The following is a 19043-nucleotide window of genomic DNA, read 5'->3' on the forward strand; positions in this document are numbered from 1 at the left end:
TCCACCGTTTTCCGCTCGGGGTTCTTCCCCCCATCGGCGTCCGCGCCCTCAGTCAGCTGACTGAGGGCGCGATCGCGTATGGAAGAGGGGTGACGGTCAGGACTGGTAGCCGGCGGAGCGGTACTCGTACTCCCGGTCGTCGTCGCGGTCGCCGTGGTCGCGGCTGAAGTCCCAGCCACCGGCTGCCTCGCGACCGGGCCGACCACCCACCGCGAAACCGCCGATCTCCTGTCCGCGACGCCAGCCACGGAAGTAGCCGGTGGTGTTCTCCGCGAGGCTCGCCGCATCGCGCACTATCCGCAATGGACGCTCCTCGCGAAGCGGAGAACCAGGGACCAGGTTGGCCTGGGGCACCCGCTTCGGCAGCCCGGCGTTGGTCTCGGCGCCCACCGCGGGGCGGGCGGCCTGCTCGGCGGCCTGCCAGCCGGTGTCGGCCGTGGTCGACCATTCCAGGTCGGTCTCCTCGGCCTGCCCGACGAACCACGCCGACTTGGCCTGCGCGAAGATCAGCAGATCACCGTCGCCCTCGTCGGCGACCGGAGGCGGCCGGTGCTCCACCGGGGGCGCAGGCCGGTGCTCGGCGGGGCGGTCGGAACGGGAGGGCAGCCGGCCGCCGCGAGCGGCCTGCTCCCGGTCGACCAACCGCAGCGGCGGCGTCTCCAGGTGCGGGTCGACGGGCGGGTTGAGCCCCTCGCGCAGCGCCCGGTCAGCCAGTGGTGGTGGCTCCACCAGCCGCAGCATGGGTGGTTCCTGCGGCAGGTCGTCCGCCAACCAGGGCGGGGTGACCCGACCGTCGGCCCGGCCCGGGTCGGTCGGGGCATCGATGCCACGGCTGCCGCCGTACGAGTAGGCGACCGGGTTGTTCGGCGAACTGTCGGCCGGGTCGTCCGGGTTGTTGACCAGCGGCCAGTTGGCACGGGAGCCGGGCGGTGCGGACTCCTGACCAGGCCGGGGCGTCGGCACCGGAATGCTGAGATCGGTGGCGCTGAACCCGCCGGTGGGTGGCTCGTCGACCGGGCGTTGCAGGTGGCTCGGCCGGGGCTCGCCGTTGGTCTTGGGGCGGGGCGGGATGACCGTACGCTGCCGCTCGGCCCGCGCGTTGTTGATCGCGGCGGTGGTCAGCGTCGGCCGGAACGGCTCGCCGGCCTCGGCTGGGGGCACCATGCCGCGCTGTGTCGGTGCGATCGGGGTGATCCCGGGCGGCGGGGGCGGCGGTGAGGAGACCGGTCGGTTGGTCGGACCGTCGATCCGGCTGGGGAGCGACTCGGTGCGCCCTGGCAGCGTGGACGCCGGCAGACCAGACATCGCTGCCGGGGCCATCGGCGCGGGTGCGACCGGGGGCGGCGTGACCGGAGCCGGGGCGACCGGTGGCGGCCCGAGCGGGCGGGGCGACGCCAGCGGTGCGTTACCCGGGATCGGCTCGGGGCGGCTGCGCCGGCCGAGGGCGGGTGCGGGGTCGACGGCGGGCGGGGTGGGCCGGACCGACCGCAACCCGTTGCCGGCCAGACCATTCAGCTCGCCGACCGACTCGCCACGGCGGGCAGCGGCACGGCGGCCGGGCGCCTGGGCAGGCGTGCTGACCCGTGAGCTGAGCGCGCTGACCAGCGCCTCACACCCCGCGTCGCAGGCCCGTACGGAGGCGACGGCCTGGCGGACCGTCTCGGCCACCGCGGACGTGAGCGCCCGGTTCACCGCGGCGCGGCGTGGCGTCTCGGAGATGGCGACCCGCAGGGCGGTGACCGCTTCGTTGATTTCGTCGGCGTCGGCGACGCCGTCGGCGGCGAGATGCGCGGCGATGGCATCCGCCGCGACCGACACCTCGCGGCCCCGGGCGACGGTGCCGCCGAGCATGCCCGGCTCCGGCAGCGCGTCCAGCACCGCCAGAGAGACCGGCTCGGCCGGATCCGGGTACGCGCGCAGAGCCGCCGGGTAGAGCTCACGCAGGACCTCGCGTAGCGCCACGGCGGCGGAGTGTCGACCACTCGCCAGAGCGGCGTGCGCGGCGAGCACCTGCTTGTAGCCGGCGAGGTCCCGGGGTGCCGGCAGAGTGACCGCGGAGAGCGCGCCCGCCTGCAACGCGCGGGCCAGGCCGACGGCCCGCCGTTCGGCCGGAGGGGACTGCATCTCCTCCAGCGAGTCGTCATCGGCGAACCGCTCGGCGAAGTCGTCCACCAGGTCGTCGTCGGCGATTGCCAGAGGCCGACCCGCCGCGCTCAACAGCGAGGTGACCGTGTGGTCGTCGCTGTCGGCGGCGATGGCCGCACCGCTCGGCCCGCCCGACCGCTCCACGAGCAGCGCGACCAGCTGGGCGTAGCCAGCGGCGTCATCGCTGATCTCGCAGACATGCAGCAGACGGCCTGCGTCGTCGACCACAGCGGACGTCAGCGTCGAACCGGCGGAGGCCGGTCGGTCAGCTGGATCCGCCGAGGCCAGACCGCAGTAAACGCGCACGAGCGCCACGGCGTCGTCCTCCTCCCGGGACAGGTCTTTCCTCTGCCAGCAACTGATGCTCCCCGGTACGGGTCAGTCGCGCCAGTCCACCACCGCAGAGATCTTGCCGACAATGGTGCGCCAACCCAAACTCGCGGTCTGTGCCCCGATCTTCTTCAGCCGGCGCCGACCCATGAAGGCGCCGATCCCGCCGTTGGCGGTGGAGCGCAGCGCCTCGTCCAGGTCGTCGAGGCTGGAGCCGGCGGAGAGCATGTCGAGTACCGCAGGCAGCCGCAATGCGTACGAGAGGTCACGAGCGATCTCGCCGGCCTCGATCAGCAGGGTCGAATCCCAGGCGTCGTGCCCGCCGCGCAGGTTCTCCACGACCAGGTCCAGCTCGTAGGTGTCCTCGTCGAGGGGCGCGATATCTGCCGGCTCCACCCGTTCGGACAATTCATTCCAGCTGTCCAGTTGGGACAGGTCGGTGGGCGCACCGGATCGGATGAAACTGACCAACGACTCGGGGCTCTTGAACAGCAGCAGCTTGCCCCGGTTGGTGAGGAAGACCGGCACCTCCTCGTCGTCCGCCTCGTCCGTGACGTCCTCGTCCGCCTCGTCGTCGTCCGCGTCGCTGTCGGCGGTGCCGTCGCGGCGGCGGCGCGTCGACTCATCCTCGTCGCCGTCGGTGAACTCCTCGGCCAGATCCTCGTCGAGGATGACGACGGCCTCGTCGTCCTCCTCCTCGATCACCTGACGGCGGGCGAGGAACGGGTCGTCCTGGTCGCGCTCGGTCACGTCGGTCGGAGTCAGCGAGCTGGCCGGCCGGTACGCCCGCAGCGTGAAGCCGGTGCCGGAGGGCAGGGCGATCTCCACCGGGTCGATGCGCAGCTCGTCCCAGAGGGAACGGTCGACCGAAGCCGACGCGCGGTCGGTCTCCTCGGCCTCATCTGGCTCGGCCGCGCCGGTGGTGTCGTCGAGCTCGGGCTCGTCGGCGTCGGGCCGTTGGGGCGACTGGCGGGCCACGCTGACCTCCGTGTGCTTCGGGTTGCCCACCCGCCGGGGTCTCTGACCGGCGAGTGACTCTGGGCACATACCCTAGTCGGCGGCCCTGGGTGACCGATGCCCGCACCCCGGTGGCCGGTTGGCGCACGGGTACGACCTGCTGGTGGCCGTCGGTGGCGAGCCGGCCCTTCGACAAGTAGCGTAGCTACGCATGAAGGCCCAGGCGCTGCACGGCCATCTCGACGCTCTGCTGCTCGCCGTGCTCGAACAGGGCGCGCTGCACGGCTACGCCATCATCGAGGCGCTGCGCGCGCGCAGCGACGGCAGTCTCGATCTGCCCACCGGCACCATCTATCCGGCGCTACGTCGCCTGGAACGCGCCGGGCACGTGGCGAGCACCTGGAGCACCGTCAACGGCCGGGAACGGCGGACGTACGAGCTCACCGACTCCGGCCGGCGGGCACTGGCCGGGGAGCGCGCCGGTTGGCACGAGTTCCAACTGACCGTCGGCCGGTTCCTCGACCCCCGCAACCCACCGGCGACGCCCGCCTGAGCCAGGGTCAGCGGGCGACGCGGCTCAGGGGGCGATGGCTGGCCAGCAGCCAGCCGCGCGCCGCGCGGGTCAGCGAAAAGTAGGCGCCGCCCGCCAGCACCGCGCCGATGATCATTGGCGGCCACCGCAGCGCCGCGTCCCAGAGGTCAAGTGACCAGGTGAAGAGGGCACAGCCGGTCAGCATGCCGAGGCCCAGCATGCCGGTCAGGGCGATGCCCACCGCGCGTTGCGCCACGGCCAGGCTCGGCCGTGGCGAACGGGCGCTCGCCGCGACCACCAGCAGACCGGCCACCGCGAGCAGCAGCGAACCCATCCAGATCCACTCGACCGACGTGGAGAGCAGCAGGTAGACGGCCGGCGGGCGGGGGCCGCCGCTCCAGCTCGACCCCTGCCAGGTCAGGTCGCCGGCGACCACCCCCACGCCGGCGATCGCCAGCATCCGCAGGGAGAGGCCACGCAGGGCGCCCACCGCCAGCTCGGCCTGCCAGGAGGGGAGCAACTGCGACGGCGAGCCGAACTCGACCACCGCCCGGCGCTGGGCCTCGGTGGGTGGCACACCGCGCTCGCGGTACGCCTCGACGGCGTCCAGCAGCCCGTGCCGGGCCTCGGTCAGCAGGTCGGACTTGAGGCGCGCCGGACCCTGCAAGCGGGCGGCCAACTCCCGCAGGTGCTCGTCGATCAACACGTCCTCACAGCGCGGCATGGCATCACCCTGCCACGGAGTCCAGGGCGCCGACGTCCGGGAGAACCCTGGTCCGTCCCGGAGTCCGGTCAGGGGGCGAGCGCCAGGTAACCGCGTTCGGCCGCCGCCTGGAGCAGCCACTGGTCCCGGTACCAGCCGTCGGCGGCGACCAGTTCTGCGTGTCGACCGCGTTGGATCACCCGGCCGCCGTCGAGAACGACGATCTCGTCCAGCTCGGCCAACCCGCTGAGCCGGTGGCTGATCAGCAGCACCGAGTGCCCGGCGGGGGTGGCGGCGAGCGCGGACGCGAGCACCGCGTCCGCGGCGGCCGGGTCCAGCCCTTCGGTGGGCTCGTCGAGCACCAGCACCGCCGGCGCGGCGAGCAGGGCCCGGGCGAGCGCGAGCCGTTGCCGCTGGCCGCCGGAGAGTTGCCCGCCCTCCTCGCCGACCAGCGTGTCCCAGCCCGCCGGCTGGGCGCGTACCCACTCCAGCAGACCAGCGGCGGCGGTCGCCGCGGTCAGCTCATCCTCGCCGGCACCGGCCCGCCCGAGCAGCAGGTTCTCCCGCACCGTGGCATGGAAGACGTACGCCTCGGCCAGCAGCCCGCCGACCGCGCGGGGCAGCGCCTCCTCGGCGTACGCCGACAGGTCTTGACCGTCCAGGGTGACCTGGCCGGATGCTGGCCGGACGGTGCCGGTCAGCACGGCGGCCAGGGTGCTCTTGCCGGCGCCGCTCGGGCCGACCACCGCGATCCTCCGCCCGGGCGGCAGGTCCAGGCTGACGCCGTCCAGGGCGGGCGCCGCGCCGGCCCGGTACCGCACTGTCACGTCGACGAAGCGCAGCTCGTGCGGGCCGGTCAGGTCCGTCAGACCGCCCGTGGGCGGGGGAGTCGGCGTGTCGGCATCGAGCAGGGCGGCCACCCGGGCCAGGCCGGGCCGCAGTTGTGTCCACTGCCGGGCTGCCGTGACCAGCGTCAGTGTCACCTCGACGGCGGCCAGTGCGCCGACGGCGAGGACGCCCACCAGCACCCCTGGCACGTCGGCGGCCAGGGCGGCCAGCACCACGGCGGCGGCGGTCAACCCGGCGGTCAGCACCCCGGCCGCGTCCACCGCGAACCCGGTGGCGGCCAGTCGACGTTCCAGCCGGGCCAGCCGGCGGGCTCGCTGCTCGGCGGCGCGTAGCGCCACGTCGGTCGCCCCGAACGCGGCCAGGTCGGCGGCGCCGTGGGTGAGGTCGATCGCGTCGGTGGCCAGTGCGCCGCGCAGTGGGGCCACCTCGGCCGCGCTGCGACGCGTGACCGCGGTGGCCAGCGCGGGTAGCGCCACCCCGGCGACCAGCAGCCCGACGGCGAGCGCACCGGCGGCCGGCGGTGAGATCAGCGCCGCCACGGCGACCGCCAGCGCACCGACGAGGGCTGCCGCCGAGCCCGGGACCAGCACCCGCAGCAGCAGATCCTGGACCGCCTCGACGTCGGAGACCAGCCGGCTCAGCACGTCCCCCGAGCGGTGCGCGGCGCTGCGGCGGGCCGCGAGGGTGGCGAACACCCGAGCCCGGACGTCGGTGATCATGCGGAGCACCGCGTCGTGCCCGGCGAGCCGTTCGGTGTAGCGGAACACGCCCCGGCTGATCGCCAGCGCCCGGACCGCGACGATCGCCACGGTGAGCCGGTCCAGCGGAGGCTGGCCGGCGGCGCTCATCAACAGCCAGGTGGCGGTGGCCATCAGGGCGAGCCCGGCGAACTCGGTGGTGGCGGCGAGCAGCCCGGCACCGACCAGACGACTCAGGTACGGCCGGGCCAGCCGCAGCACGGCCCGCTCGGCGGCGGCCCGCCCGGCTGGTGCCGCGTCGTCGACCGGCTCCACGTCTACCGGGCCGGGCCCGTGTGCCGCGCTCATCGGGCCGCCTTTCCGGTCGGCTCGGGCGTCAGCTCGGTGACCCGACCGTCCTCGATCCGCAGGATCCGGTCGGCATCGGCGAGCAGCGCCGGTCGGTGCGCGACGAGCAGCGCGGTCCGCCCGGCGACCAGACGGCGGGTGGCGTCGAGCACCACTGCCTCGGCCGCAGTGTCCAGCCGGGCGGTGGGCTCGTCGAGCAGCACCACCGGTGCGGCCCGCAGAAATGCCCGGGCCAGCGCGACCCGCTGCCGCTGCCCGCTGGACAGCCCGTGCCCGCGTTCGCCGAGCAGGGTGTCCAGACCGTCCGGCAGGCCGGCCACCACGTCGTCCAGGGCGGCGTCGTGCACCGCGGCGGCGAGCACGTCGGGCGGGGTGTCCGGTGCGCCGAGCTGGATGTTGTCGGTCAGCGAGGCGGCGAAGAGGTGCGCCCGCTGTGGCACCCAGGCGAGCTGCCGGCGCCAGGCGTCCGGGTCGGCGGTGGCGAGGTCGACCCCGTCCACGGTGACCCGGCCGCTGGTCGGGGTCACGAAGCCGAGCAGCAGGCCGAGCAGGGTGCTCTTGCCTGCCCCGCTGGGCCCGATGATGGCGATCCGTTCGCCGGGCCGGATGGTCAGGGTCACGTCGCGCAGCGCGGTGGTCCGCTCGTACGCCACGGTCACCGACTCGAACCGGATCTCGCGCCGCGCGTCCGGGGTGGCGGCGCCCTCGGCGGCCCGGGGTGCGGCGGGCGCGGCCGAGATGGTCAGTGCCTCGTCCAGCGCGGCGAGCCCTTCCATGCTGGCGTGGAAGCGGCTGCCGGCGGCCCGCAACGGCAGGTACGCCTCGGGGGTGAGCAGCAGCACCAGCAGTGCGGTCTGCAGGGCCAGCCCGCCGCCGAGCAACCGGATGCCGACCGGCACCGCGACCAGCGCCACCGAGAGGGTGGCGACCAGCTCCAGCACCAGCGCGGAGAGGAACGCGATCCGCAGCGTCTTCATGGTCGCGACGCGGTGCCCGTCGGCCATTCGGCGGACCACGTCGGTCTGTGCCCGGGCGCGCCCGAACACGCGCAGCGTGGGCAGCCCGGCGACCATGTCCAGGAAGTGCCCGCCGAGCAGGGAGAGCCGCCGCCACTGCCGTTCGGTGGCGGCCTGCGCCTGCCACCCGAGCAGCGCGCCGAAGACCGGGATCAGCGGCAGGGTCAGCGCGATGATCAGCGCCGAACTCCAGTCGGCGAAGACGACCCGGGCCAGCACCGCCACGGGAACCGTCACGCTGAGCACCAGCTGCGGCAGATACCCGGTGAAGTACGCGTCCAGCGCGTCCAGCCCGCGTCCGCTCAGGGTGGCGAGCTGGCCGGCCCGCTGCCCGGCAACCCAGCCCGGCCCGTGTCGGCCCACCGCGGCGAACAGGTCGGCCCGCAGCGTGGCCTTGACGGTGGCGGCGACCCGCGCGGAGACCGTGCCCTGCGCCCACACCAACGCCGAACGGGCGGCGACGGCGACAATGAAACCCGCCAGAGCCGGCCGGTTCAGCCGCCCGTCGAAGGCGGTGGCCAACACCGTCGCCAACGCGGTGGCCTGCGCGACGATCAACCCGGCGGCGAGCACACCCAGAAGCGCGAGCACGGCAAGATCGCGTCGGGCCTCGGGGACCCGGCGCAGCAGACGCGGGTCGAACGGACGGCGGTTCACCAGTACACCGGTGCCCTGCCGTCGGTCCGTCCCCGGAAAACCCACCAGCTCATCGCCTGGAAGCCTAGTAGGGCCGGCAGCAGGGGCAGCGCCACCCAGCCGAGCAGCCGCAGCGTCGGTGTGCTCGCGGCGGCGTCGGCCACCGTCAGCGAGGCGCCCGGGTCGGTCGTGGACACCAGCACGTAGGGCCAGAGGGCCGTGCCGACCAGCACCACCGGCAGCGCCAGGGCCGCGCCGGTGGCGACCAGAGCCCACCCCGGCCGCCGCCGCGCCAGCGCCGCGCGGGCCGCCAGCAGCGCCGCCACCAGCACCACCGGCAGGAGTACGGCCACCGCCGGCCGCTGGACAGCGTCGCGTACCCGGGCGGAGAGCAGACCCACGACGGTGGCCAGGGCGACCGCGGTGAGCGCCACCGGCACCAGTCGGCGGGCTGTGCGGCCGACCACGGCGGCGGCGTCGGCCGACAGCCGCAGGGTGAGGAAGGTCGCACCGTGCACGGCGACCAGGGCGACCATGGCCAGCCCGGCGGCGGCGGCGAACGGGGTGGCCAGGTGCGACACCCCGGCGACGTGCCCGTCGGCCTGGCGGGGCACGCCCTGCAGCAGCGCGGCGAGCAGCACACCCCAGCCCAGTGCGGCGAGGGCGCTGCCGATCACCACGACGCGGTCCCAGCGCGCGCGGATCCGCTCGTCGGCGGGTCGACTGCGCAGTTGCACCCCGACGGTGACCAGGATGACCCCGACCAGGGCGCCGGCGACGGCCGGATAGCAGCCGGAGAGCAGCTCGCCCTCCAGCACCGGAAACGCGCCGAAGAGGATGCCCATGGCGGCCACCAGCCAGACCTCGTTGCCGAGGAAGAACGGGCCGAGCGCGGTGAGCGTCTCCCGCCGCCCGGCCGCGCCGCCGCCCCGGGCGAGCAACAGCCCGACGCCGTAGTCGTAGCCGGCGAGCACCAGGTAGCTGGCGAAGAAGAGGCCGAGCAGGCCGTACCAGGCGAGGACCACGGGTTTCTCCTCAGACGAGGGCGGGTTCGGGGTGGGCCGGCTCACTGGGTGGCGCCGGTGGGCGGCCGAGCGCCGGGTCGGTCGCGCCACGTGCCGCGTGCCGGGCGAGCAGCACCCAGTTGGTGACGGCAAGGGTGCCCAGCAGCAGGCTGAAGCCGATCAACGAGGCGAGCATCACGGGCGCGCCGACCGGGGAGACCGCCTGCTCGGTGGGGAGCAGCCCGTACGCCACCCAGGGCTGGCGGCCGACCTCCCGGGAGATCCAGCCGAGGATGACGGCGACGAACGGCAGCGGCAGCGCGAGCAGGACCAGCCAGAGCGGGAAACGCAGTCGGATGATCCAGTCCCGGAAGAGCAGGGGGAGCAGGAACCAGACGCAGCCGAGGGTGAAGCCGATCAGGATCATGAAGCCCAGCCCGACGCTGGCCAGCACCGGTGGCGTGTAGTCACCGGGGCCGAACCGGGTGGTCCACTCGGCGATCAACGCCTGCGCCTCGGGCCCCTGGCCGAACTTGGTCGGCTGCACCTCGCCGACCGGGCCGAACTGGGCGAAACCGAAGCCCTGCACCAATGTGATCGCCAGTGCCGAGGTGACCACGCCGATCCGCAGGGACGTGCGGAAGAGCGCGAAGTCGGGGGTACGCCGGATCAGGTGCCAGGCGCTGACCGCGGCCATCAGCATTCCGCCGACCAGCAACGCGGCCGAGACCACGTGCCCGAACGCCATGCCGAGGCTGGGATTGGTGAGCAGCGCGCCGAAATCGGTGAGGTGGGCGATCCCGTCGCGTACCTCGTACCCGACCGGGTGCTGCAGCCAGGAGTTGGCCACCATGATCCAGAACGCTGAGGCGTACGCGGTGAGCGCCACACCCCAGAGCAACGCGAGGTGGACACCCTTGCGGAGCCGGTGCCAGCCGAAGATCCACATCCCGAGGAACGTGGACTCCAGGAAGAACGCCACCAGCGTCTCGATGGCCAGTGGCGCGCCGAAGACGTTGCCGACGTAGCGCGACAGGCCACTCCAGTTCAGCCCGAACTGGAACTCCATCACGATGCCGGTGGCGATGCCGAGCACGTAGTTGATCACGTAGAGCTGGCCCCAGTAGCGGGTGAGCCGCTCCCACTTCGGGTTGCCGGTGAGCACCCAGGCGGTCTGCATCCCGACCAGCAGGGTCACCAGCCCGAGCGTGACGACCACGAACAGAAAGTGGATCGAGGTGGTGGTGGCGAACTGCAGGCGGGCGAGGAGCAGCGTGTCCATGGCCGGCTCTCCGTAGCGTTGGCTCCCTTGTCGTAGCCACCCTACACGTAGCTTGCCTACATGTCCGACTACTACGCTCCGTCGTGGTGGTGGGCCTGATGATCGCGCTCGATCCTGGATGTAGTGGTCTCGTGGGCCGTGGGATGCCACTCGATCCTGGATCGAGCGCGATCTTGAGAGCGGCCACGCGGTTCAGGACGCGGGGAGGACGCGGTGCGACCGCGCCGCGCTGTGGACTCGCGCGGTGTGGGGGTGTGCGGTGTGGGGGCGGTTGCGGTTGCCGGTCAGCTCAGGAAGAGGGTGATCGGTAGGGCGACCAGCGTTGTCGCGACCGCCAGGGCGGTGGCACCGAGCACCCGGGGCGGCCGGTCGCTGACCAGCAGACGCTGCACGCGTACGTCAAGGTCCCGATCGCCCATGCCCAGCGCGCCGGCGGGGGTGATCCGGTGACCGGCGGCGGCGAATCGGCGTAGCGCTCCCGCCAACGGCGCCTCGGCATGCAGCTCGCGAGCCTTGTCGTCGGCGCGCATCTCGACCAGCAGGGCGACCCGCTCGTGGGCGTCGCGGACCCAGCCGAACCACGGCAACGCGCGGCACAGCGCCGTGAACGGCAGCAGCACCAGGTCGTGCCGCTCGTGGGCGTGCGCCCGCTCGTGGCTGAGCACCGCGGCCAGCTCGGCCCGATCCAGCAGGCTGAGCGTGCCGGCGCTGACCACCACCTGCGGCCGAACCCCCGGCAGGCAGTACGCGGCGGCGCTCGGATGATCCAGCACCAGTGCGCCGGGCGCGGCCGGGTCGTCCCGGGCGACCAGCGTGAGCAGGTCACGGTGCCGGCGCTGGGCGCGTACGGTGCCGTGGATGCTGCGCACCGTCGTGGTGACCAGCACCGCCCCGATGCCGAACCCCACACCCACGCCGGCCAGGTGGAAGGCGGTCTCCCCGACCGGAAGGGTGCCGTGGGCGAGGTCGGTGGTCAGGGCGAGCAGGGCGCTCCCGGTGGGCAGGTCGTACGCGCTCAACCCGAGCGCCATCGGCAGGCCCATCGCGGAGAGGCCCAGCGCCAACCCGACGGCCTGCCAGCAGATGATCGCCACCCGGGGGCTGCGCCACGTCCAGGTGGAGCGGGCCAGCACCTGAGCGGTCAGATAGCAGGCCAGCATGGTGGCGGCGAAGTGCACGGCGTACGCCATGGCGCGTCCTACCGCTCCGCTGTCTCGTCGGCCGCTCGCCGGCCCGCTGGCCCGTCCACCCGGTCGGTCAGCTCGGCGCCGCCCGTGTCGCCGCCGGTGGAACCCGGCCCGGTCAGCCCGGCCTCGCTCCCCAGGGCCGCGCGCAGCACCTCGGCTTCGGTGCCGGTCACCGAGCGGGCGAACCGCACCAGTGCGGCGTCCCGGCTGCCGCCCAGGTCGAGGGCGTCGAGCATGAGTTGGGCGATGTGCGCCTCGCGGCTGGCCGCTGGCCGGTACCGCCAGGCCCGGCCCTCCCGTTCCCGCTGCACCATGCCCTTGCCGGCGAGTCGGTCCAGCACGGTCATCACCGTGGTGTACGCCAGCTCGCGGCCGTCGAGCGCGTCGGCCACCTCGCGCACGGTCACACCGTCCGACGTGCCGGGGACCACGTCCCACAGCACGTCCATCACCGCACGCTCAAGATCGCCCAACCGAGTCACGGGATCAATCCTACCCCCGGTAGTAGACCCCCCACCCCCGCGCTCCCACCCCAACCAGCCAAGATCCGCACAAGAACAGTGAAGTAGTGGCCTCGAAGCGCCCGGGAGGCCACTACTTCAAGGAAGTAGTGCGATCTTGGAGCGGGGCGGGGTGCAGCAGCCAATCCGGAAGGCCGTTCCCCACCCAGACACCGCTGGCCGGCAACCGACCTCGAGGCAGCACCCGTGAGCTGACCTTCCCGACGGGCCCGGCCCACGTCAGGTTTTCCGGGGGAGCCCGCCCACGCAGGGATCAAGCCTGACCGCCCGGAGTGGGCGGGCTCCCCCGGAAAGCCCAAGGCCGGGACCGACAGCTCACACCCCCTTGGGATGCCACACAGTCTTCGTCTCGAGCAGGGCGGTCATCCGGGCGAGCCCCGGGTCGGCGGCCCAGTCCTGTTCGGCCAGCGCCGGCCGGAGCACCCGCTTGAGGTTCTCCGCCGCCTTGACCTCCAGGTCGGTGGCGAGCGAGGCGTCGGTGACCCCGGTCAGGTCGATCGCGTTGACGTCCATGTGCGCGGCCAACGTCGGCGCGGTCTCGGTGATCGCGCCGGTGAGGATGTTGACCACCCCGCCGGGCAGGTCGGAGGTGGCCAGCACCTCGGCCAGCGTCACCGCCGCCAGCGGCTCGGTCGGGGAGGCCGCCACGACCACCGTGTTACCGGTGACGATCGCCGGTGCGATCACGCTGACCAGGCCCAGCAGCGCCGGGCGCTCCGGGGCGACGACGGCGACCACGCCGGTCGGCTCGGGCGAGGACAGGTTGAAGTACGGGCCGGCGACCGGGTTGGCGCCGCCGTACACCTGGGGGAGCTTGTCGGCCCAGCCGGCGTACCAGACCCAGCGGTCCACCGCGGCGTCCACCTCGTCGCCGGGCACGCCCAGGGCGACGAACTGCTCGCGGCGGCCCTCCAGCATCTCGGCGGCCCGGTAGAGGATCTGACCCCGGTTGTACGCGGTCGCGCCGGCCCAGCCCTTCACGGCGGCGCGGGCGGCGACCACCGCGTCGCGGGCGTCCTTGCGGGAGGCCAGTGGCACATTCGAGGACTGCACGAGATACGACCGTCCCGACTCGCTGCGCGGGAACTTCCCGCCGATGAAGAGCTTGTACGTCTTGCGTACCGCGACCCGCTCAGACATTGAGGTAGCCCTCCAGCCCGTGCCGGCCGCCCTCGCGACCGTAGCCCGACTCCTTGTAACCACCGAACGGCGAGGTGGGGTCGAACTTGTTGAACGTGTTGGCCCAGACGACGCCGGCGCGCAGCCGGTCGGCCATCCACAGGATCCGGGAACCCTTGTCGGTCCAGATCCCCGCCGACAGCCCGTACGGCGTGTTGTTGGCCTTCTCGACGGCCTCGGCCGGGGTGCGGAAGGTGAGCACCGACAGCACCGGGCCGAAGATCTCCTCGCGGGCGATCCGGTGCGCCTGGGTGACCCCGGTGAAGATGGTTGGCGCGAACCAGAAGCCGCGGTCGGGCAGCTCGCAGGGGGGCGACCAACGCTCAGCGCCCTCGGCCGAGCCGGCGTCGGACAGTTCGCGGATCCGCTCCAACTGGGCGGCGGAGTTGATCGCGCCGACGTCGGTGTTCTTGTCCAGTGGGTCGCCGACCCGGAGTTGGGCCATCCGCCGTTTCAGCGACTCCAGCACCCGGTCGGCGACGTTCTCCTGGACCAGCAGTCGGGAGCCAGCGCAGCAGACGTGCCCCTGGTTGAAGAAGATGCCGTTGACGATGCCCTCGACGGCCTGGTCGATGGGTGCGTCGTCGAAGACGATGTTGGCGGCCTTGCCGCCCAGCTCAAGGGTGAGCTTCTTGCGGGTGCCGGCGACGGATCGGGCGATGGCCCGGCCGACGTCGGTGGAGCCGGTGAAGGCGACCTTGTCCACGCCGGGGTGCTCGACCAGCGTCCGACCGGTGTCGCCCGCGCCGGTGATGATGTTGACGACGCCGGCCGGCAGGTCGGCCTGCTGGCAGATCTCGGCGAAGAGCAGCGCGGTCAGCGAGGTGGTCTCCGCCGGCTTGAGCACCACGGTGTTGCCGGCCGCAAGGGCAGGGGCGATCTTCCAGGCCAGCATGAGCAGCGGGAAGTTCCACGGGATGACCTGCGCGGCCACACCGATCGGCTGCGGGTTCGCCCCGAAGCCGGCGTGACCCAGCTTGTCGGCCCACCCCGCGTAGTAGAAGAAGTAGGCGGCGACCAGCGGCAGGTCGACGTCGCGGGATTCCTTGATGGGCTTGCCGTTGTCCAGCGATTCCAGGACGGCCAGCTCACGGGACCGCTCCTGGATGAGCCGGGCGATCCGGAACAGGTACTTCGCTCGGTCCCGGCCCGGCATCGGACCCCAGACCTTGTCGTACGCCTTCCGGGCGGCGCGCACCGCGCGCTCCACGTCCGGCGCGCCGGCCTCGGCGATATCGGCCAGCACCTCCTCGGAGGCGGGATTGATCGACTTGAAGCTGCCACCATCGGTCGGATCGACGAACTTACCGTCGATGAACAGCCCGTACGAGGGCTTGAGGTCCACCACCGAGCGGGACTCGGGGGCGGGGGCGTATTCGAACATCGGCTATCAGTCCAGGGTGAAGTAGTCGGGACCGGAGTAGGTGCCGGTCGTCAGCTTGGTGCGCTGCATCAGCAGGTCGTTGAGCAGGCTGGACGCGCCGAAGCGGAACCAGTCCGGGTCGAGCCAGTCCGGGCCGACGGTCTCGTTGACCATCACCAGGTACTTGATCGCGTCCTTGGTGTTCTTGATGCCGCCGGCCGGCTTCACGCCGACCTGCCGCCCGGTGGCCTCGCGGAAGTCGCGGACCGCCTCCAGCATCACCAGGGTCACCGGCAGCGTCGCCGCGACCGGGACCTTGCCGGTGGAGGTCTTGATGAAGTCGCCGCCGGCCAGCATGGCCAGCCAGGAGGCCCGCCGCACGTTGTCGTAGGTGGCCAGCTCGCCGGTCTCCAGGATCACCTTGAGGTGGGCGTCCCCGGAGGCTTCCTTGGTGGCCACGATCTCGTCGTAGACCTCCTTGTACCGCCCGGCCAGGAACGCACCTCGGTTGATCACCATGTCGATCTCGTCGGCGCCAGCGGCGACGGCGGCCCGGGTGTCGGCGAGCTTGATCTCCAAGGGGGCCTGACCCGACGGGAACGCTGTCGCCACGCTGGCCAGGTGGACAATGCCAAGTCCGGCCGGCGCGGCGCCGCCCGCATGTCCCGGTCCGCCGGATGGCCGCCCGGACCCGGCACCGGATCCGCGCAGCACCTCGGCGACGTACGGGACCATCGCCGGGTAGACGCAGACCGCGCCGACGTGCGGGCAGGACGGGTCGGCCGGGTCCGGGCGCAGCGCCTTCGCGGCGAGCGCGCGCACCTTGCCCGGGGTGTCCGCCCCTTCCAGGGTGGTCAGGTCGACCATCCGGATCGCCAGGTCGATCGCCTGGGCCTTGGCGGTGGTCTTGATGGAGCGGGTGCCGAGCTGTGCCGCCCGCTGCTCCGCGCCGACCTGGTCCACGCCGGGCAGGCCGTGCAGGAAGGTCCGCAGAGCGGTCTCGGATCGTCCCAGCTCGGAGAGCTCCGACCGGGCCGACGTCGTTGTCGCCGTCATGCCCCGAAGTCTACGCACCGGAGCGTCGAGTGATCTTGCTCACGACGGGTCGGTAGGTCACGCTGACGTGAGCGGCGTCGCTGGTCCGACCGCACCCGCACCACCGTGCCGAACGGACCGGTAGGTTGAGCGATCGTGGACGTACACGTCATTGACCATCCGCTGGCCCAGTCCAGGTTGACCGCCATGCGGGACGCGCGCACCGATTCCTCGACGTTCCGGGCCGCGCTGCACGAACTGACCACCATGCTGGTGTACGAGGCGGCGCGCACCTTCCCCGTCGAGCGGTACCCGGTGCAGACGCCGGTCACCGGCACCGAGGGCACCCGGTTGGCCAACCCGCCGCTGCTGGTGCCGGTGCTTCGCGCCGGCCTCGGCATGGCGGACGCCGCCCTCGGCCTGCTGCCCGAGTCGTCGATGGGCTTCGTGGGCCTGGCCCGCGACGAGGCGACCTACGAGCCGCGCGCGTACATGGAGTCGCTGCCCCGCGACCTGGCCGGGCTGCCGGTGCTGGTGCTCGACCCGATGCTGGCCACCGGTGGCTCGCTGGAGCACTGCTGCCGGCTGCTGGCCGACCGCGGCTGCACCGACATCACCGTGCTCTGCGTCCTCGCCGCGCCGGTCGGCATCGAGCGGCTGGAGCGTTCCGGCCTGCCGTTGCGCCTGGTCACGGCCTCGATCGACGAGGGGCTCAACGAGCACATGTTCATCGTTCCCGGGCTCGGCGACGCCGGTGACCGTCAGTTCGGTGGCATGCCCCGCTTCTGAGGCGTTACCCGGTCGGTGCCGGGTCCGGCGGGTCCGCGCGCGGTGGTGCGCGGACCCGCTACCGTTTCCGGCCATGACTGGTGTTGCGCTCGCCGAGGAGTTGCTGCTCCTCGCCTACGACGACACGACCGGCAAGGCGACCATGCCGCGGATCAGCCTGGACCTCGGCATGGCCGCCGCGGTGCTGATCGAGCTGGCCCTGGCCGGCCGGATCGCGTACGCCGACGGGTCCCTGACGGTGGTCGACCCGACGCCTACCGGCGAGCCGGTCGCCGACGAGGTGCTCGGCCGGATCGCGGCCGACACTCCGCACACCCCGGCCTCCTGGGTGCAGCGCCTGCGGCACGGCCTGCGCGACCGGATCCTCGGTGACCTGTGCAGCCAGGGCGTGGTCCGCGACGTCGACGAGACCGAGTTGGGCTTCATCCACGTACACCGTTACCCGGTGGTGGACACCTCCGTCGAGGCGGAGACCCGGGAGCGGCTGGCCGAAGCCCTGACCGGCGCGGCGGCCCCCGACGAGCGGACCGCCGCGCTGGCCACCCTGGTCGTGGTGCTGCGGATGGAGTCCGCCCTCGGGGTGAGTGGCGAGACCGCTGCCGACGCTCGCCGCCGGCTGGAGGAGATCGCCACCGGCGCCGGTTTCTCCGGCGAGGTGAGCGCGGACGACTCGGTGGTCCGTCCCTCCGTCGGCCTGGTCGTCGCCGCCCTGGGCCGGGCCGTCGACCAGGCGCTCGGCCCCCGCCGCTGATCCCCGACGCCGCCGCCCCCCGGGCTACAACCCGAGGGCGGCGGCGATCTCGGTGCGGAGCTGCGTGATCGCCGCGCCGGCTCGGGCGCGTGCGGCGGCCACGTCGCCGCCGGGCACCGGCTCCACCACCTCGAGGTACGCCTTGAGCTTCGGCTCGGTCCCGGATGGGCGGATCACCACCCGGGCCACCCCGGTACGCAGGATCACCACGTCCGACTCGGGCAGCAGGTCCCGGACGCTGTCGACCGGGTGCCCGAGCAGGGTGGTCGGGGTGGCCGCCCGGATCCGGGCCATCGCGTCGGCGATCACCCGCAGGTCGTCCACCCGCACAGAGAGCTGGTCGGTGTGGTGCACACCGAACTCGGCGGCCAACTCGTCCAGCCGGTCGGTCAACGTGCGGCCCTGCTTCTTGAGCCCGGCCGCCAACTCGGCCACGGTCAGCGCGGCGGTGATGCCGTCCTTGTCCCGGACGTGCTCCGGGGCGACGCAGTAGCCGAGCGCCTCCTCGTAGCCGAAGACCAGCGGCGTGCTCCCGCCACCGGCCCGCACGATCCACTTGAAGCCGGTCAGCGTCTCGTCGTACGGCAGGCCCCGGGCCGCGCACATCGCCCGCAACAGCGACGACGACACGATGGTGGTGGCGTAGAGCCCGGTCACCCCGCGGCGCATCAGGTGGTCGGCGAGCAGCACGCCCACCTCGTCGCCGCGCAGCATCCGCCAGGTCTGCCCGCCGTCGCCCACGCTGTCCCGGACGACCACCGCGCAACGGTCGGCGTCCGGGTCGTTGGCGATGGCGAGGTCCGCGCCGGTGGAGTCGGCCAGGGCTATCAGCCGGTCCACCGCCCCGGGCTCCTCCGGGTTGGGAAACGACACGGTGGGAAACTCCGGGTCCGGCTCGGCCTGGTCGGGCACCACACCGGGGACCGGGAAACCAGCGCGGGCGAAGGCGGCGGTGAGCACCGCCGCGCCCACCCCGTGCAGCGGGGTGTACGCCACCGTCAGGTCCCGTGGCCCGTCCGGGTCGATCACGGCGGTGGCCCGTTCGACGTACGAGGCGGCCAGGTCGTCGCCGAGCACCTGCCCGGGTTGGCCCAGCGGCACCTGGGCCAGCGGGCCGACCGACCGGATGGCCGCCTCGATACCGGCGTCGGCGGGCGGCACGATCTGCGCGCCGACGCCCAGCTCACCGCCCAGTTCCGCGCCGAGGTAGACCTTGTAGCCGTTGTCCTGTGGCGGGTTGTGGCTGGCGGTGACCATCACCCCGGCGACCGCGCCGAGGTGGCGCACCGCGTACGCCAGCACCGGGGTGGGCAGCGGGCGGGGCAGCAGCAGCGCCGGCCGGCCAGCCCCGGTGGCCACCTGGGCGGTGCGTTCGGCGAACTGCCGGGAGCCGTGCCGAGCGTCGTACCCGATCACCAGGGGGCCGGTGCCGCCCTGGGCCGCGAGCCAGCCGACCAGGCCGGCAGCGGCCTGGGTGACCACGGCGAGGTTCATTCCGTTCGGGCCGGCGCGCAGCGGGCCGCGCAGGCCCGCGGTGCCGAATGTCAGCGGGCCGGCGAACCGGTCCGCCAGCTCCGGTGCGCTCCCCGGCAGTCCGTCGAGGACTGCCGTCAGCTCGTCCCGGCTGGCCGGGTCGGGGTCGTCGGCCAGCCAGCGCCGGGCTTGCTCGCGAATGTCGTCGATGTCAGTGGTGTCCGCCGCCATGCCCCTTGATAGCA

At 73.1% G+C, this 19043-nt stretch carries 16 protein-coding genes; 3 read left to right on the forward strand and 13 right to left on the reverse strand.

The window, feature by feature from the left end:
- Positions 1-96: 96 nt before the first annotated feature.
- On the reverse strand, positions 97-2484 hold the full coding sequence (locus ABZS37_RS28560; protein WP_355174086.1) for a transposase: 2388 nt from the start codon (positions 2482-2484) through the stop codon (positions 97-99).
- Between the two features lie 39 nt (positions 2485-2523).
- The gene (locus tag ABZS37_RS28565; protein WP_355173989.1) at positions 2524-3483 is read right to left on the reverse strand and encodes a DNA primase; all 960 of its coding nucleotides are present in this window, start codon (positions 3481-3483) and stop codon (positions 2524-2526) included.
- A 160-nt stretch (positions 3484-3643) separates the two neighbouring features.
- On the opposite strand from ABZS37_RS28565, the gene ABZS37_RS28570 reads away from it, so the two are divergent.
- Positions 3644-3985, forward strand: a complete 342-nt coding sequence (locus ABZS37_RS28570; protein WP_355173991.1) for a helix-turn-helix transcriptional regulator — start codon at positions 3644-3646, stop codon at positions 3983-3985.
- 7 nt (positions 3986-3992) lie between these two features.
- Here ABZS37_RS28570 and ABZS37_RS28575 read toward each other — a convergent pair whose 3' ends face one another.
- The 10 genes from ABZS37_RS28575 to deoC all read right to left on the reverse strand — a co-directional run bounded on the left by ABZS37_RS28575 (position 3993) and on the right by deoC (position 15806).
- Positions 3993-4688 (reverse strand): permease prefix domain 1-containing protein, encoded by a 696-nt coding sequence (locus ABZS37_RS28575; RefSeq protein WP_355173993.1) that lies wholly within the window; start codon positions 4686-4688, stop codon positions 3993-3995.
- Between the two features lie 68 nt (positions 4689-4756).
- Entirely contained in the window at positions 4757-6562 is a 1806-nt protein-coding gene (cydC, locus tag ABZS37_RS28580; protein WP_355173995.1) for a thiol reductant ABC exporter subunit CydC, read from the reverse strand.
- A complete protein-coding gene (gene cydD / locus ABZS37_RS28585) occupies positions 6559-8235 on the reverse strand; it encodes a thiol reductant ABC exporter subunit CydD (protein WP_355173997.1) in 1677 nt (558 codons plus the stop codon). Before cydD ends, cydC begins: the two co-directional genes overlap by 4 nt.
- Positions 8232-9239, reverse strand: a complete 1008-nt coding sequence (locus ABZS37_RS28590) for a cytochrome d ubiquinol oxidase subunit II (protein WP_355173999.1) — start codon at positions 9237-9239, stop codon at positions 8232-8234. Before ABZS37_RS28590 ends, cydD begins: the two co-directional genes overlap by 4 nt.
- A gap of 10 nt (positions 9240-9249) precedes the next feature.
- Positions 9250-10500: a cytochrome ubiquinol oxidase subunit I gene (locus ABZS37_RS28595; protein WP_355174001.1), complete on the reverse strand. Its 1251-nt coding sequence runs from the start codon at positions 10498-10500 to the stop codon at positions 9250-9252.
- A gap of 284 nt (positions 10501-10784) precedes the next feature.
- Positions 10785-11690 (reverse strand): M56 family metallopeptidase, encoded by a 906-nt coding sequence (locus tag ABZS37_RS28600; RefSeq protein ID WP_355174003.1) that lies wholly within the window; start codon positions 11688-11690, stop codon positions 10785-10787.
- An 8-nt stretch (positions 11691-11698) separates the two neighbouring features.
- The gene (locus ABZS37_RS28605) at positions 11699-12169 is read right to left on the reverse strand and encodes a BlaI/MecI/CopY family transcriptional regulator (protein ID WP_355174005.1); all 471 of its coding nucleotides are present in this window, start codon (positions 12167-12169) and stop codon (positions 11699-11701) included.
- A 354-nt stretch (positions 12170-12523) separates the two neighbouring features.
- Positions 12524-13348 (reverse strand): aldehyde dehydrogenase family protein, encoded by an 825-nt coding sequence (locus ABZS37_RS28610; RefSeq protein ID WP_355174007.1) that lies wholly within the window; start codon positions 13346-13348, stop codon positions 12524-12526.
- On the reverse strand, positions 13341-14771 hold the full coding sequence (locus ABZS37_RS28615; RefSeq protein ID WP_355174009.1) for an aldehyde dehydrogenase family protein: 1431 nt from the start codon (positions 14769-14771) through the stop codon (positions 13341-13343). Before ABZS37_RS28615 ends, ABZS37_RS28610 begins: the two co-directional genes overlap by 8 nt.
- A 6-nt stretch (positions 14772-14777) precedes the next feature.
- Positions 14778-15806 (reverse strand): deoxyribose-phosphate aldolase, encoded by a 1029-nt coding sequence (deoC, locus tag ABZS37_RS28620; protein ID WP_355174011.1) that lies wholly within the window; start codon positions 15804-15806, stop codon positions 14778-14780.
- Positions 15807-15941: 135 nt separating this feature from the next.
- Between deoC and upp the strand changes: the two genes are divergently transcribed.
- Positions 15942-16574 (forward strand): uracil phosphoribosyltransferase, encoded by a 633-nt coding sequence (gene upp, locus ABZS37_RS28625; RefSeq protein WP_355174013.1) that lies wholly within the window; start codon positions 15942-15944, stop codon positions 16572-16574.
- A gap of 73 nt (positions 16575-16647) precedes the next feature.
- The gene (locus tag ABZS37_RS28630) at positions 16648-17325 is read left to right on the forward strand and encodes a GPP34 family phosphoprotein (RefSeq protein WP_355174014.1); all 678 of its coding nucleotides are present in this window, start codon (positions 16648-16650) and stop codon (positions 17323-17325) included.
- Positions 17326-17349: 24 nt separating this feature from the next.
- Here ABZS37_RS28630 and ABZS37_RS28635 read toward each other — a convergent pair whose 3' ends face one another.
- Complete coding sequence (locus ABZS37_RS28635; RefSeq protein WP_355174016.1) at positions 17350-19029, reverse strand: phospho-sugar mutase; 1680 nt, start codon at positions 19027-19029, stop codon at positions 17350-17352.
- Between the last annotated feature and the right edge of the window lie 14 nt (positions 19030-19043).

Origin of the sequence: Micromonospora sp. NPDC005413, from assembly GCF_040606435.1 — a bacterium.
Classification (GTDB): domain Bacteria; phylum Actinomycetota; class Actinomycetes; order Mycobacteriales; family Micromonosporaceae; genus Micromonospora.